Genomic DNA, 16,089 nt, shown 5'->3' with positions numbered 1-16,089 from the left:
TCAAAGTAATTTATAATTACAGGATAAAGTCAGTGCAAAACGGTACTTAACGTGATTCTTCTGTCATGTTGAGTACCTAAATACGATAAATAGTGAATTAATTAGACTGCCAAAGATCAAGATTCTGGCCGTTTAGAATCTAATTAAAATTAACGTTCTGTAAGATATCGATGAAGCACTTAATCTTCAGATCATCCGCCCCCTGTTTAGCATAAAGCCCAACATTCCCTCGCTTAGAATCATCAATCAATAAGGTTTCAAAACCTCTTTCTGTCATCCAGCCACACATTTTATGACTGTATGGCATCACTGCATCTGACATTCTTAACAGATCTAAGCTCGCAAAAAGAGAGTCAACGTCATAGACATCTCGCCCTACAGTTTCAGAATCACGCCCACCAGGCTGTGAATTTACGTGATCTGAGAGTACAGAATTATGCCTAGAGTGATCAGGAGTGACTTGGAGGATTGGAAAATCCAACATGTCACGTCTTAACAAATTAGAGTCTAAGTTTTTCTTCGCTAGTAATGGATGTCCACTTCGAACGAACACTGCTTCTTTGTCTTGAAATAATGGATAAAAAGTCACCTTACATCGTTCATGCAGCCCATAAATTTCATGGCCAACAAACAAATCGATATCGCCTTGAACCAAGTGGTGCATCAAGGACAAATTATTTCCGAATTCCAAATGTAGAGAACCTGTTGATTCTTTTTTCTTATATTCAGCAACAGCCCCGCAAACAAATTGCTCCCACCAAGCTTCTCCAGTGCCTAACTTCAGCTTGCCTAATTGACGCTGCTGCATATCAGTAAATCGGTGCATTAACGACAGATGCTTTTCTTGTTGCTCTTGCGCAAATTCACGAAACAAACGCCCATACTCGGTGAGCTCAACGCCTTTTGATTTCCGAACAAAAATAGCGACACCAATATCACTCTCTAGCTTTTTGATAGCCGCGGTTAAGGAAGGTTGGCTAATATTCAACTTTTCCGCGGCGCCTTTAATGCTACCTGTATGTGCGACCATCAGAAAATATCGGTATAGCTTATTCATAGGATTCTCTTAGTTTGCATTCGATCACAAAATGCGAGGTTAGAATTTCAGCAAATTAGGCCACTGTACACAGTGCACAGCGGATAGCCTCCATGATATAGGATTTTTCTATAGAGAACATTAGGAATGCTATTTCCCACAGAAAGGTGAAATCACTATAGTAAGGACAATTAACTAATTAAGTGGAAATTGAGATGGAACAGAAATGGTGGCATGACGCAGTGGTCTACCAAATTTACCCGCGCAGCTTTTTAGACTCAAATAATGACGGTATTGGCGACCTCAATGGAATTATCAGCAAACTTGATTACCTCAAAGAACTTGGTATTAATGTAATTTGGTTATCTCCTGTTTATCAATCCCCAATGGATGATAATGGGTATGACATCTCCGACTACCAAGCGATTGCTAAAGAGTTTGGTAGCATGGAAGACATGAAACGCCTTATGGACGAAGCCAAGAAACGTGACATTAAAATTGTAATGGATTTAGTGGTAAACCATACGTCAGACGAGCACCGTTGGTTCGAACAAGCACGCTCATCAAAAGATAATCCATATCGAGATTATTACATTTGGCGCGATGCAAAACCGGATGGTAGTGCACCAGATGACCAAGAATCGATTTTCGGCGGTAGCGCTTGGCACTGGGATGAGCAAACACAGCAATACTTCTTCCATCTGTTTTCAACACGTCAGCCAGATTTGAACTGGGAAAACCCGAAGGTTCAAGAAGAAGTTCATAATATGATGAACTGGTGGATTGACCTTGGTATCGGCGGCTTCCGATTAGATGTCATTGATCTAATAGGTAAAGAAATCGATAAAGGCATTACTGGGAACGGACCAAGATTACACAACCTGTTGCAACAAATGAATAAGGCTACCTTTGGTAACAAAGACTTACTCACGGTAGGCGAAACTTGGGGAGCAACACCAGAAATCGCGAAGCTATACAGCGGACAAGATAGAAATGAGCTTTCGATGGTATTCCAGTTTGAACACATCACCCTTACATGGGAAAACGGTGACAAATGGAACCCAATTCCTCTCGATCTTAGAGAATTCAAAAATGTTCTTACCAAGTGGCAACTAGAGCTCGCAGATGGCGGTTGGAATTCCCTATTTTGGAATAACCACGATTTACCACGCTTAGTATCAAAATACGGCGACGACAAAAACTACCGAGTTGAGTCTGCCAAAATGCTTGCGACTTGCTTGCACTTCTTAAAGGGCACGCCCTATATCTACCAAGGTGAAGAAATTGGTATGACGAACGTCGCTTTCGACAACTTAGAACAGTACAAAGATATTGAAACTCATAACTTCTATAAAGTGAAAACGGAATCTGGCATAACTCATGAACACATGATGGACGCCATTCATGAGAACAGCCGTGACAACGCCAGAACACCAATGCACTGGAGTAATCAGGCGAACGCAGGCTTCTCTGGTGGAACACCGTGGATTGAACTCAATCCAAACTACCCACAAATCAATGTTGAAGATGCATTAGCGAATCCAAATTCAATCTTTTATCACTATAAGAAATTGATCGAATTGCGAAAAGCTCACCCAGCAATTGTTTACGGTTCATTCATTCCGGTTTTTGAAGAACACGATAAAGTTTTTGCTTATGTCCGTGAACTGGATGGTGAACAGCTACTGGTTGTATGTAACTTCTCAGGGGAGTCACTCACTCTTGAAACGCCTGAACAATATCGCACTCAAACACCAGTTTGCTTAATCAATAACTATGGTGAAATTCTAAGTGTCGACGCGCAATTACACCTGGCTCCGTATGAATCATTTGCTTTAAAACTATAGTCCCTATCAAGCTCCAGCCCCCATATAAAGGCAAGGTAACACCTTGCCTTTTTCATTCTGAATATACCGTTAAGTTAACTCACATATCTTAAGCAACCATAAGCAACTGACTCCCTAATCAGCCATAGCCTAATCACTATCAATTTGTTTCAGCCCGTCTTCACATTTCTTTTCATGTTCAACATCACAAAAGCTATCCACCGACCTCTAAAACTCTAGCTTCACCATAATGATATAGATTTTTACTATATCTCTTGTCTATTTACCTATTTCTAAAAACGAAAGGAGACCGATAAAATAACTCCCAGATAATAAGAACTGATAGAAGTGATTATCGTTATGGATAACCTTCTGAATATGGAATGAAAACTATGAAACCTCTATTGAAAACACTGTCTATTTGTACCCTTGCTGCGCTTTTCAATGCGCCAGCTTTTGCTATGGAAGAAGGCGAAATCACGATCTGGATTAACGGCGATAAAAGTTACGCAGGCCTTGCTGAAATTGGTAAACAATTCGAAGAAGATACTGGCGTAAAGATTAACGTTCAGTACCCAGATTCATTAGAAGCGAAGTTCCAACAACACGCAGCGACAGGTGGCGGTCCTGATATCATTTTTTGGGCACATGACCGTTTTGGTGGCTACGCAGAGTCAGGTTTACTTCATGAACTAAACCCAAGCAAAGAGTTCCAAGATAAGCTCGTCGACTTCAGCTGGGATGCGGTTACGGTGAATGGTAAAATTGTCGGCTACCCTTTAGCAATCGAAGCACCTTCTCTAATCTACAACAAAGACCTACTACCTAACCCGCCAAAAACATGGGAAGAGCTTGCCGCTATTCAAAAAGAGATGGCTAAACAAGACAAAAAAGCCATCATGTGGGATGTGAAAAATGCTTACTTCACATGGCCAATGATCTCTGCAGGTGGTGCATTCGCATTCGAGAAAACAGAAACGGGCTATAACGCTAAAAGTACAGGCGTTAACAACGAAGCTGGTGTTCACGGTCTCCAATTCTTAGTTGATATGGTCAACCAAGGGGTTGTTAACCCGAATATGGATTACTCAGTCGCTGAAGCTGAGTTCACTAATGGTAACGTTGCGATGACCATTAACGGCCCTTGGTCTTGGGGGAACTTAGATAAGCTTGGTGTAAATTATGGTGTGGCAGAATTACCAACATTAAATGGTGGTAAAGGTAACCCGTTTGTTGGAATTCTAAGCGCTGGTATCAATGCTGCAAGTCCAAATACAGACCTTGCGGTAGAGTTTTTAGAAAACTACCTATTCCAAGACGATGCACTAAAAACCATGAATGATGACAAACCTCTTGGTGCAGTTACATTAAAATCATTCCAAAAAATCCTTGAGAGTGATGAGCGTATCAAGTCAACAATGACCAATGCTGAAAACGGCGAAATCATGCCAAATATCCCTCAAATGACCGCTTACTGGTTCGCTGAAGGCGCAGCTATCGATAACGCAATGCAAGGTAAGCAAACCGTTAAAGAAGCCCTAGACACAGCTGCGAAGCAAATTACCAAATAACCCTTTCTTCTTATTAATATCCTATTGTCCCTTTGGCACAGCGTATGCTGTGCCTTTTTTGTTTTGGAAGTCACCTCGTTATGCAAATCCCTACTCTTTACCTAAAAGGTACATTTAATGGTTGGGGGTTAGACACCCCACTAATTAAAGAACAAGACGGCTCTTACAGAGCTAGCATATGCCTATCTACCGACCTGTATCGTTTCAAAATTTCGGATTTAGATGGAACCAAGCAGTGGACACTTTCAGGACATGAAAGTGATGCAACGGCTTGCGCCCTTGAACAATCAATACCTCTCATCAACACGCAAGGTATTGGTAATGACCTGTTACTATCACCCACAGAAGCCGGTCAATATTCATTGAAAATTCAATTCACAACTTCGACGCCAACACTCACCGTGACCAAAGGTGAATACAATACCTCGTCAACACCTCAACGAAATCTGGTTGATACTCGCCTTATCGAAGTTGAAGGAACCTCACCTACCTGGTACCACCCTGACTTTGCAATGCCACATGATCAATTGTTCCAAAAACTGGCCATCACAGACACGTGTTCATTTCCGTTTGTCTTTGGAGATAATGTCGATGGTTATTATCATGGAACGACCTATAGCTATGTAAACAGTGGAAAGTACCGCCATCATCAAGGTTGGGTTCTGGGAAGCTTTGCAAGCTATGTCGATGGTAAACTCAATAATAAATCAGAGGCAAAACACGCCAGTTTGATGCCTTATGGTATTGAACATCATTATGACAATAGCCAAGAATCATTAAGCCTTATTCAAGGCGCTAGGCTCATGTCGTTAACGGTTTCATCGAACACACCAAGTGTTCTAAGTTTGATTCCAGAACTCAACATACCGACTGTTCATTCCAAAGTTCATACCTCAAACAAAAATGTAGTATTTGAGCTAAGTGAGCAAGTTTGCCCCGAAGGCTCTCCAAAGTTTGTAGCTATCGGCAGTCATAGTGCAATGCATGCGGGAGAGGTATCGCTAGACTCTCACCATGAACTTGACGACGTTGTTCAGCTATCAGAGAGCAACGTAAAACTCATGCTTACTACGGCGAAGCAACAAACAAAATTCCAGATCTACTTAGGATTTGCTGAAAGTCTCGACGCTGCTAGTTCATTAGTAGATCAAGCTGTAAAAAATAACGAACACGTACTACACCAACAACGCATTTATAAGTTCTTAACCAACAACTACTTATGGACTAACGACCTTGAATACAACCGAGCGGTTATGTGGTCGCGCCTTGCAAGCCGAACCTTTGTGAGTCATGAGTTCGGCACTGGCATTTGGGCTGGATTGCCTTGGTTCAAGGACTGTTGGGGCCGCGATACGTTTATCGCGTTGTCTGGCACAAGCTTGGTTAATGGTCTATTCAACGAAGCAAAAGAGATCATCGAAAACTTTGCATCAATGCAAATGCTCGACGAAAGCTCCGCAAATTTTGGTCGAATACCTAATCGAGTAACCAGTAAAACGAACATCATTTATAACACCACAGATGGCACTCCATGGATGATTCGGGAAGCACTTGAATACATCAACTATTCTGGAGATAAAACCTTTGCGAAGGCAATTTACCCAACTCTCAAACGTTTCATTACAGGCGTCGAAAAACACTACTTAACTGAGGATAGTTTGATGGCACATCGTCATCCTGATACATGGATGGATGCAAAAATTGATGGGATGACACCATGGTCTCCTCGCGGGCCGAAAGCCAATGACATTCAAGCTCTCTGGTTTGAAAGCTTAAATTGTGCCATTCAACTCGCTACATTGGTGGGGGATTCTGATTCGATAAAAAGTTGGCAACGCAGAGCCGACAAAGTGAAGGAAACCTTCGCTGACAAGTTTTGGGATAACACTCATCATCGTTTGGCCGACCATCTATCAGAAGGCGATGAACCTGACTATAGCGTGCGTCCAAATCAACTTATGACGATTTCGATTCCTCAGAAGGTTGAGCTGAATCTGAGCGAAAGAGAGCAATACATCGTAAAGAACGCCGTCGAAAAGCTCCTGTTCCCATGGGGGATATGTTCATTACAACAAGATCATGTCGATTTTCATCCATATCACGACAACCAAGTTAAGTACCATAAAGACGCTGCTTATCACAATGGGACGATTTGGGGATGGAATGCTGGCTTCACCATCACTGCTCTCAACAAATTTAAGCAACAGGATTTTAGTTATCAGCTGTCCAAAAACTTGGCGAAACAAATCCTAACTCAAGGCTGTAGAGGAACCATGAGCGAGAATTTGGATGCGTATCAAACGGGTGATAGCACTCTGATAGAGTCAGGGACATTTGCACAAGCTTGGTCAGTATCAGAGTATGCACGTAACGCGCAGCAGGATTATTTGGGATTCCGCCCGCGCTTGTTGGACAACGAGATTCACCTGACACCAAACCTTCCAAGCTGTTGGAGTGAATTAGTAGCTTCGTTACCATTTGGTCAGGGAAACCAACTGCAACTATCATTTGAAGCTAAAAACGGTGTCTCGCGCTACAGCATCCAATCAAAAAATTCTAGTCGTGCTGAACTAACATTAGTTCTCACGATCGATATAGACCGAGAGTCGGTTGCAGTCATCTCGACACCACTAACAGAGCAGTTAGAAATAGAGGTAGACAGCGATCAACAGGTCACTGTGAGCCATAAACAAGCTCATATTGTTCTCAAACCTAAACCAAATTACGCCATCCTAAATGACTTACAGTTTGCTAAGCCCGACTTTACAAGGAAGCACCATTGTTTGATTAACAATGACTACCTATTAAACAAACGAAATAAGCAAGAACTAGCTTCCGCCAAGGATTAAAATGAGTTAATAGAAAGCCTATATAAAAGAAGACCTAATATGACTAGGTCTTCTTTTATTTTCTAAAAATAAAGTCGATGAAATCAGGAAATCGCAAAGACCAAGCCAGTTCATTGTGTTTATGTCCATCGCCCTCTTGGTAAAAAAGTGTCACATTCTTCTTTTGAGTTAATAACTCATTCACTTCCCTCGAACCACTCAGATATACACCTGCAAAGTCTACCTTTGTATTGTCACGAGCTTCATCCGTTCCCATATCCATATATATTTTTATTGGATATGAGAAATCAGTATCCTTTATATACTGGAAGTATGAGGGTTTATTAAACCAGAAAGCTGGTGAGAACACCCCAATTGCACCAAAAGTGTTCTGGTATAGACAGCCGCCATACAAACTGATTAACCCACCCATGGAGCTACCAGCAAGATAAGTAAATTCACGGCTCGGCTTGGTTCTGTACTTTTTATCGACATAAGGCTTCAATGTTTGACTAATAAAAGCCATATACTCGTCACCTTCACCACCAAATTTAAGTAGCTCATCATCAACGCCCAATTCTTTTATGTTTGCATTGGCTTTCCAAGGTGAATACTCATTATAACGCCCCATCTTATCGAGCTCATCGCTACTGTCGATTGCGACGATAATTAACCCTGACAACTTACCAAGCCTTTGCATCTCATCAAGTGTCGTTTGTGCATCCCAACACATCCCATAAGTCGCTGTAGACTCTTCAAAGACATTTTGACCATCGTGCATGTACAAAACTGGATAAACTTGCTCTGATTGGTGGTAGCCTATTGGAAGGTAAATTCGAATCGTTCGAGCTCGATTCAATTGTGGAATGAAGAACTCATCAATAATAATCAATTCAGATCGCATCAAAACCTCAAACCTAAAGTGTCTATAAATTCATATATAAAAAGCGCCCCCTATAGGAGCGCTTCATCTAAGCTATTTAAGTTAATAACCGACTAAACTATTTTGCGTTAACGGCTCTAACAAAGGCTTCTTGAGCACCTTCGACATTCAGCGCCTTCGCTTCATCCAATAAGCCTAAAGCTTTAGGTACGTCACCAGATTCAACCGCATTTTTTATCGCGGATAAATAGAAATCTTGTGTTTCTTGTTGGACACGAATTTCCGGAGTGACTTTAGCTTTATTCGTTGCCACAGCAGCCGGCGCCGCGACAGCAGCTACAGGCACTACGGCAGCTTGAGCGCGGTAAGGACGAAGTTTTAAGGTTTCAACTTCTAGTTCTAAACGACCACCTAGTTGATTGGTGTACACAGGGTCAGTGACCATAGGCATCACTTCACCAAACTCTTTCGCTCTAACTTTCGCAGGGTGATCGACTTTAATCGCCTTCCCTAGCTCATCAGCTGGTGTGTAGATAATGATGTAAGGTGTTTTACTTGCATCAACACGTAAGCGTTCAATGTAGCTAGTACGAGTAAAAGCATCAGATGCTTGAACCTTAAAGTCTTCGAATTTTAGCGTTTTTAGTGGCTTAAAGTTTTCATCAAGAAGCATGGCTTCTGGAGCGAAAACAGAATCATCGATCATCAAACTAGAGAGCTTAACTACCATCTCACCAGAGCGATCGCTGAACTTAAACGCTGCAAAGTGACTATTACCGGTTGCAAATGTACCGACTGGCGAACCTAAGTCGATATCAAATTTTAAATCCTCATTGTCATTTAATCGAGCGTATGGGAATTGCGAAAAATCGCTGCAGCATACTTCTGCATTGGTAGGTGCATCTAATTGAGTTTGAACTTGAGCATCTGAAGCACAACCGCTTAGCAAGGCACCTAGTACCACGGCTAACATAGAGCTTTTATTTGTCATTGTAATCTCTCTCACTATTGGTTGTTGTTTGGGGGAAACGTAAAAAGGCAGCCAATTGGCTGCCTTTTACTGTAAATGGTTTAGAACCAAATTTCAGTGTGCACACCGAATACAAATTGGTCTTTACCGTTTTCGATACCAATTTGTCTAGCACTTGCTTCGTCATCAGCTTTAATGTAGCTGATGTAAGGTTTTACTTGTGGACGACCAAAGTAATCAGAGTTCGCTGTAAATGCTGTAGCAATTTCCAAGTTAAGGATATCACTTTCTAAATCATCACCAGTACGTCCCCAGTAACCTTCGTCACCTTCTTCGTGAGCGTAAGAAGCGGTCGCTTCTAAACGAATATTGTCGTTAAGCTTGTAAGAAGGACGAGCTGCAACAATATAACGTGTTAGGCCTTCAGCGCCAAAAAGTTCATCAAGGGCTGTGAAATATGTCGCTTCTGTACCAAGTTGCCATCTTTCTGAAATGTTCAATACGCCGTAAGAAGTTAGGAATAGAGATTCAGCGTTGTCATCACCGCCAGACCAACTACCGAAGTTCACACCACGGTTTTGCATTACACCGGTACCGTATGCAATTGCGTTTTGTGTCCAACCATCTAGGCCGTAGTAGCTAGTATTAAGAGTCACAGATGCACCGAAGCCGTCGTCATTTTCTCCATCAAGAGCCTGTTGACCGTATTTCAAATCAAAGTCAAGAGAGCCGATACCTGCATCGACGCCGTAATAGTAAAGGTCAAGAGAAGAAAGAGTTGCGCGGTCAGTTCCATTATTGATGGAGTCATTTGTGTCAGCCATCGTGTAAGCAATACCTGCAGTATTTCCGCCTAACTTAGTTTGGATACCAGCACCAACACCTGATGATTGTTTCCAGAACTCACCAGACAAGATACCTGCAGCACGGTTTAGGTAACGTTGACCTGCCCAAATTGAGGTGTCTTCGCCAAGAACGCCACCAAGCTCAACAAAAGCTTCTTTTACTTCAAACTGAGAATCAGTATTCTGCTTCTGTCCACCCTCAGAAGAATATGCATATGAGTTACCATTACCGTATTCAGTACGTAGAACGTAGTCAGCCCAAACACCATTTTGGTACTCAGAATGCTTCTTAACTACAAACTCAACTTGGTTAGTGCTCTTGCCGTGAGTACCAGCAGTTTTGTAATCTGGCTTGCCAAATTCAGTGTCTACTGTCTTACCATCTACAACGCGAACGTTCGAAGACATGTAGCCGTGAACTTCCCAACCATCAGCAATAACCTCCGTTGGGTTTTTAACCTCAACTTCCATTGCTTCATCACCACTTGTTACATCAAGAGCTACTTCTTCTGCATATACCCGTGATCATTGAAGGTGCTTGATTTTCTTTAAAATCAGGATCATGCTACGAACCATGAAAATTACACTGACTCCTCAGCAGAAACTACAACTCGAACAAATGCACGACATTGAACGTGATAGTCGGGTCTGCGACCGTATTAAGGCTGTTTTGCTGGCTTCTGAAGGCTGGAGTCAGACTATGATTTCACAAGCTCTTCGTATTCACGAATCGACTGTTGCTCGTCATCTCAGTGATTATGTTTTCTCTGAAAAACTTAAGCCTGAAAATGGCGGAAGCCAAAGCAAGCTTTCTGCAACTCAAACCATGCACCTAATCGAGCATTTGACTGAGAAAACCTATTCTCACACGCATCAAATTGTCGCCTACGTTAAAGAGACATTTGGACTTGATTACACGGTTTCTGGTATGAACAAATGGCTTCACCACAATGGTTTTAGCTACAAGCAGCCGAAAGGCGTTCCACACAAATTTGATGAAGCAAAACAACAAGCTTTCATCGAGGCTTATGAAGCGCTAAAGGCAAGCTGTGGCGAGGATGAATCGATAGTCTTTATTGATGCAGTTCACCCAACACTATCAACAAAAATATCTCGTGGCTGGATACGAACTGGTCAGGATAAAGTGATTGAAACAACGGGTAATCGTAGCCGATTGAACATTATTGGCGCACTGAACCTATCGGATATCGGTGCAACCATTGTTCACGACTATGAGAACATTAACAGTGAAACGATTGTTCGCTTTTTCTGTAAGTTAAGAGAGAGTTATCCGTTAACCCATAAGCTTCATATCATCTTAGATGGTGCGGGGTATCACCGCAGTGACTTAGTCAAAGATGCGGCGTTTGTCCTGAATATTGAACTGCATTATCTTCCACCTTACAGCCCAAACCTCAACCCAATAGAGCGGCTATGGAAAGTAATGAATGAGAAGTCGAGGAACAACGTTTACTTCAAAAGAAAACGGGACTTCAAGGAGGCAATAGACCAATTTTTTGCAGTGACTCTTCCAGAGATCGCAGGCTCTTTGACATCTCGAATTAATGATAATTTTCAGATTCTCAAGCCTGCATCTTCAAGTTGATTCGGTATATACAGAACCAGCCATAAGTGCAGTAGTCACCGCTGCAGCAATCAAACTTACTTTTTTCATTCTTAACTCCATTAAGGACGATTTATTTTTAGGTATTATATTTTTGCTCTCTTGCGGCAACCAAAGGCAGTTATGGCGGACGTAAGATAGAGAGGTTTAGGGTTTCCCCTGATTCGTTTCAACGGAGCCAATATTAAGAGGGGATGACAAGTTTGACTTCCTCCGCCCTGAACTAAATTAAGGGGGATGAGAAGGGAGTAGGAATTATACAGAACGGTGTTTACAGGAGTTAGATCACTTAATCTAGGAGGAGTAGACAGCACACAGATCTAATTATTCGTATTAAATGAGATCTAGTTCAAATATATAATTTGAACCTAATCGATTAATTATTTTTTTAACAATAATTAATCTGTGAAGTTGCTTGACCTTACTGTGACAAAGCTTTTTACTAATAGTTCACTGATGTTGATAAACGAACAAGAAATCAAGCAATGACTAGAACGCTCGCTCGCCCTTATCCGCTAGGCGCAACGCTAGGTAACACTGGCTGTAACTTCTCTATTTATTCTCCTGACTGTAAATCCCTTTCCCTCGCATTATTCGATGAGAATGACGAATTCGTTACTTATAAACTAGACAACGAATACGCTGATATTAGATATGTGTTTGTGGAAGGCATAAAAGCAGGACAAAAATACGGTTTCCTTGCTGAAACTGATGAAGGCCCAATCCTGCTGTCCGACCCCTATGCAAAAGCAATCAGCGAACCACTCGATTACGTCACGCCATATAGCCATGAAAAGAGCTTTTCTATGGCAAAATGCCTTGTTGTTGATGACACCTTCGATTGGCAAGACGTAGAAAAGCCACGTATCAGCCGAGAAGATACCGTTCTTTTTGAAACCCATGTAAAAGGCCTCTCTCAGCTTCATCCAGAGATGGCGACCAACACCAAAGGTCGTTACATGGGCTTGGTTAGCCCTGAAATGCTAGCGTTCTACAAACAGCAAAACATCAACTCTCTACAACTTTTACCTATTGCTGCGTGTATGCATGAACCTCATCTTCTAGACATGGGGAAAGCGAACTATTGGGGTTACAACCCTTACTTGTTCATGGTGCCAGACCCTCGCTATGCAGAGAAAGATGCCGTGACCGAACTAAAGACAGCAGTTCGCGAGCTACACCGTAATGGTATTGAAGTCATTCTTGACGTGGTCTACAACCACACAGCTGAAGGCGGTGAAGGTGGTACAACCTTCAACCTAAAAGCACTCGATAGCCGCTACTACATTAAACATGGTTGTCATTACGCGAACTTCACAGGTTGTGGTAATACGGTCGACCTTACTCACCAGCCAGCACTGAACTTGGTCATGGATACGCTTCGTTACTGGGTCAGTGAGTTCCAAATAGACGGCTTCCGTTTTGATCTGGCAGCGACACTGGGCCGAGAAGGCGATAATTACAATCCTGAAGCGGCGTTTTTCAAAGCCGTTGCTCAAGATCCTGTACTCAAAGAAACTAAGCTCATCGCAGAACCATGGGATATCGGTCCTAATGGTTATCAAGTGGGTAACTTCCCACTCGGTTGGAATGAGTGTAACGACAAGCTCAGAGACATCACACGCAGCTTCTGGCGCGGTGATCAAGGCTACCTGAAAGAGTTTGCGACTCGCTTGATGGGATCTCGCGATATCTACAGTGCCGCTCATTGGCCGTACAAGCTGACCGTTAACTACATTACTTATCACGATGGCTTCACCATGCAAGATCTTGTCTCTTACAAGCACAAGCATAATGAAGAGAATGGTGAGAACAATCGTGATGGACATGGTGACAACCGCTCTGATAACTATGGTGTCGAAGGGGAAACCGAAAACCTACTAGTGATTGCGACTCGTGAGAAACAAAAGCGCAACTTTATGGCGAGCCTGTTATTCGCCTTTGGTATTCCGCATATCATGACCGCAGATGTACTGTCTCATTCTCAAAAAGGTAACAACAACGCTTACTGCCAAGACGGCATAACCAGTTGGCTAAATTGGGAAGACTCAGAGCGCAAGACTTACTTCAAGACTTGGCTGTCGGAAATGATCTCGGCACGTCAACAGTACATGGTGCCATTTATTAAGGCATTCAGTGGTGAAAAGCGTAACTCTAACCGCATCTTCTGGAGCCGTGTTGATGGCACACTAATGGAACATGATGACTGGAACCGTTTAAGCTCGGTGGCGTTGCATTTAGGTATCGGTAAAGATGGCGACGAGTTGATTTACTTGATCAACCAAACCAATGCACCAGCTCGCTTTACGCTGCCAAGTGATCGTGACCAAAACTGGGTGACCATCTGTGATACCAACTTGCGAAACGTAAAACCGGGTCATGCAGAAGGTGAAATGCTGCTATCGCCGACTTCAATGGCGATTTTGCACTATTCGCCAGACAAGACTGATTTGATTTGATTTGATTTGATTAAAAGCTAAGTCAGCTTAATAAAACATCAAAAACCATAGAAGCCAGTTATAGTTATAGCTGGCTTTTTTGTTAGCTGAATATCACAGAAATCATCCTTTTATATGGAATCATTTGCATTGATGTGATTACGAAAACTGTTTAGTATGGCCGTACTATAAAAATGAATCTATAACGTCTTTGGATATCATGGCTTTACCTAAAACACTTATTCGGCTTTTCAAACCATACATACTCTTATTAACTGGAGGAATGCTCTATCTCGCAGCAGCTCAATTGACCCAAGTTGAAAACTCAGCAGAGTCTCAATCATCTTCAAACATCCGTATTGCCACCTCCGTCATCAAGTCCAATATCGAAGCGACCTTCGGCAAATTGTATTTCTTAGAAACCAGCCTTGGTGACCTAAAAATAAGGGCGGTTAACAGCGATAAATTTGTTGAATTAAGTGAAAACATTCTAAAAAGAACACCTAATTTTGCCGATATTATTCGTTACCAACCTCAATCTGAGCATTACATCTCTACTCGAGGCTTTCCACTCTCAGCAAGCCAAGTATCGGCTATTGAATGGCAACCGCTAGATACCGTCGTCGATGACTTCTACATCTCTTCTATTTATCAAAAGCCAGACGACCGCTGGGTGTTCGCAGTCAAACATACCGTGGCCAAGCTCAATGAAGAAATATGGATAGAGTTTGATTTACTGCATACCACACAAGGCTTAAGAGACTTAAAAACGCTCAGCAATGGCTATGTGTTTGTTGTCGATAGAACCACTGAACGACTGGTGTTCCACCCAGATCCGAAACGTGTCGGTTCTAAATCGATCAGCTATCATGCTGGGATCAGTCACTTACTGTCTCTAGGTCAACTCAAGGGTAATCATGAGTACTACTATCAAGACAATTTCAAAGTTTCTGTGTTTGACGCTGACAACAGCCTTAATTGGGTATTCATTGCCGGCACCGATAGAAAAGACATTCTAACCAGCTCTCACCAATTCACGCTGACCGGTATTGTTATCGGCTCGCTTCTATTGCTTTGGATTGTGGCCAACTACCTGATTCATCGACTTAACTCAGCCCTGTCGTCGCTTAATCGAGTGAACGATCTTGCAAGCTTTAAAACTCAGTTGAAATCGATAATCAATAACTTCGCCTATCACAACGGTATTCAGTTTTGTCTGTACCAAGCCGGGTGTCACTCGTTTTGTACCATTGATTATCACGGCAATAAGTCAATTGTTCACACCGACCAAGCACTTGCAGACAGCTTCTTTCCAGAACAGTTAACCTACCAAAATGGTAAGTACGCTGATGTGTTGGCGAGAAAGCTCAAAATCCATCAGCGCCACTATTGCATCCCGCTTCATGCCCGTGAGCAGCTCATCGCGGTGATTTACATCAATAGTCGCTTTCCGATCAATAAAACCATTCTGCGAATGATCCGCAGCTACGCAGAGGTTTCTTTATCTAATTTACTGATTCACCTACAAGTTAGCTGTAAAGACTTGATGACCCAGCTAGACAATAAAGCGCATTTTGATGAGGCTTTACGTCTGCATGCATATGAATCCGATACCTACGTTGCTCTGTTAGATATTGATAATTTCGACCACATAAATCGAGCTTATAGTGAGTCAATTGGCGACAAAATGATCAAGCTGACCGCAGAAACTTTACGTTCCCATTTTCCGAAGCCCAAAGGCATCTGCCTATCTCGCTTAAACGAAAAGGAATTTGGTATCGTATTCAAGGCCAATAGTGCGCAAGACGCGAAACATCAGCTTGATCAGTGTCGATTGAGTATCGCAGACAAAACCATTGAAACGCCTGAGATAACGCTCTCACTCAGTGCGAGCATTGGATTTTCGCAGGTTGAAGGGGCCGTCGATGCCGCCCTAGCCTTGGCTGAACAATCCAAATTGATTGCACAGCAGCTAGGAAAGAACCGAGTGGAAGGCCATATAAGAGCCGTCGCGCAAGCTTCATAAACCACCGCAGATTTCCGCGTACACATAAAGCACCTAGGATTT

The 16,089-nt window shown here is 42.4% G+C and carries 10 protein-coding genes; 6 read left to right on the top strand and 4 right to left on the bottom strand.

What is annotated here, in order from left to right; genetic code table 11:
• Positions 1–139: 139 nt before the first annotated feature.
• Entirely contained in the window at positions 140–1,057 is a 918-nt protein-coding gene (locus QUF19_RS21530) for a LysR family transcriptional regulator (protein ID WP_286303239.1), read from the bottom strand.
• 194 nt (positions 1,058–1,251) lie between these two features.
• On the opposite strand from QUF19_RS21530, the gene QUF19_RS21525 reads away from it, so the two are divergent.
• The 3 genes from QUF19_RS21525 to QUF19_RS21515 all read left to right on the top strand — a co-directional run bounded on the left by QUF19_RS21525 (position 1,252) and on the right by QUF19_RS21515 (position 7,282).
• Positions 1,252–2,883: a glycoside hydrolase family 13 protein gene (locus tag QUF19_RS21525; RefSeq protein WP_286303238.1), complete on the top strand. Its 1,632-nt coding sequence runs from the start codon at positions 1,252–1,254 to the stop codon at positions 2,881–2,883.
• Positions 2,884–3,254: 371 nt separating this feature from the next.
• Complete coding sequence (malE, locus tag QUF19_RS21520; protein ID WP_286303237.1) at positions 3,255–4,433, top strand: maltose/maltodextrin ABC transporter substrate-binding protein MalE; 1,179 nt, start codon at positions 3,255–3,257, stop codon at positions 4,431–4,433.
• A gap of 32 nt (positions 4,434–4,465) precedes the next feature.
• The gene (locus tag QUF19_RS21515; protein WP_286303236.1) at positions 4,466–7,282 is read left to right on the top strand and encodes an amylo-alpha-1,6-glucosidase; all 2,817 of its coding nucleotides are present in this window, start codon (positions 4,466–4,468) and stop codon (positions 7,280–7,282) included.
• A 55-nt stretch (positions 7,283–7,337) separates the two neighbouring features.
• On the opposite strand, the gene QUF19_RS21510 is transcribed toward QUF19_RS21515, so the two are convergent.
• From QUF19_RS21510 to QUF19_RS21500, 3 genes are all read right to left on the bottom strand, one after another.
• Positions 7,338–8,165, bottom strand: coding sequence for an alpha/beta hydrolase (locus tag QUF19_RS21510; RefSeq protein WP_286303235.1), 828 nt, complete (start codon positions 8,163–8,165; stop codon positions 7,338–7,340).
• 97 nt (positions 8,166–8,262) lie between these two features.
• On the bottom strand, positions 8,263–9,135 hold the full coding sequence (locus QUF19_RS21505; RefSeq protein ID WP_286303234.1) for a MalM family protein: 873 nt from the start codon (positions 9,133–9,135) through the stop codon (positions 8,263–8,265).
• An 80-nt stretch (positions 9,136–9,215) separates the two neighbouring features.
• Positions 9,216–10,430, bottom strand: a complete 1,215-nt coding sequence (locus QUF19_RS21500) for a carbohydrate porin (protein WP_286303233.1) — start codon at positions 10,428–10,430, stop codon at positions 9,216–9,218.
• Between the two features lie 103 nt (positions 10,431–10,533).
• Between QUF19_RS21500 and QUF19_RS21495 the strand changes: the two genes are divergently transcribed.
• From QUF19_RS21495 to QUF19_RS21485, 3 genes are all read left to right on the top strand, one after another.
• Positions 10,534–11,565: an IS630 family transposase gene (locus tag QUF19_RS21495; protein WP_270000015.1), complete on the top strand. Its 1,032-nt coding sequence runs from the start codon at positions 10,534–10,536 to the stop codon at positions 11,563–11,565.
• Between the two features lie 503 nt (positions 11,566–12,068).
• Positions 12,069–14,042 carry a glycogen debranching protein GlgX gene (gene glgX / locus QUF19_RS21490; protein WP_286303232.1) on the top strand — a complete coding sequence of 658 codons (1,974 nt, stop codon included), beginning with the start codon at positions 12,069–12,071 and terminating at the stop codon, positions 14,040–14,042.
• Positions 14,043–14,304: 262 nt separating this feature from the next.
• On the top strand, positions 14,305–16,047 hold the full coding sequence (locus QUF19_RS21485) for a diguanylate cyclase domain-containing protein (protein WP_286303231.1): 1,743 nt from the start codon (positions 14,305–14,307) through the stop codon (positions 16,045–16,047).
• Positions 16,048–16,089: the final 42 nt, after the last annotated feature.

The organism is Vibrio sp. FE10 (assembly GCF_030297155.1).
Taxonomy (GTDB): Bacteria; Pseudomonadota; Gammaproteobacteria; order Enterobacterales; family Vibrionaceae; genus Vibrio; species Vibrio apostichopi.
Note: the sequence above shows the minus strand (reverse complement) of the source record. Positions and strands in the feature narration are given on the sequence as shown.

Coding starts and splice junctions, on each gene's coding strand:
- QUF19_RS21530 (WP_286303239.1), bottom strand. CDS start 1,057: ATGAATAAGCTATACCGATATTTTCTGATGGTCGCACATACAGGTAGC.
- QUF19_RS21525 (WP_286303238.1), top strand. CDS start 1,252: ATGGAACAGAAATGGTGGCATGACGCAGTGGTCTACCAAATTTACCCG.
- malE (WP_286303237.1), top strand. CDS start 3,255: ATGAAACCTCTATTGAAAACACTGTCTATTTGTACCCTTGCTGCGCTT.
- QUF19_RS21510 (WP_286303235.1), bottom strand. CDS start 8,165: ATGCGATCTGAATTGATTATTATTGATGAGTTCTTCATTCCACAATTG.
- QUF19_RS21505 (WP_286303234.1), bottom strand. CDS start 9,135: ATGACAAATAAAAGCTCTATGTTAGCCGTGGTACTAGGTGCCTTGCTA.
- QUF19_RS21500 (WP_286303233.1), bottom strand. CDS start 10,430: ATGGAAGTTGAGGTTAAAAACCCAACGGAGGTTATTGCTGATGGTTGG.
- QUF19_RS21495 (WP_270000015.1), top strand. CDS start 10,534: ATGAAAATTACACTGACTCCTCAGCAGAAACTACAACTCGAACAAATG.
- glgX (WP_286303232.1), top strand. CDS start 12,069: ATGACTAGAACGCTCGCTCGCCCTTATCCGCTAGGCGCAACGCTAGGT.
- QUF19_RS21485 (WP_286303231.1), top strand. CDS start 14,305: ATGCTCTATCTCGCAGCAGCTCAATTGACCCAAGTTGAAAACTCAGCA.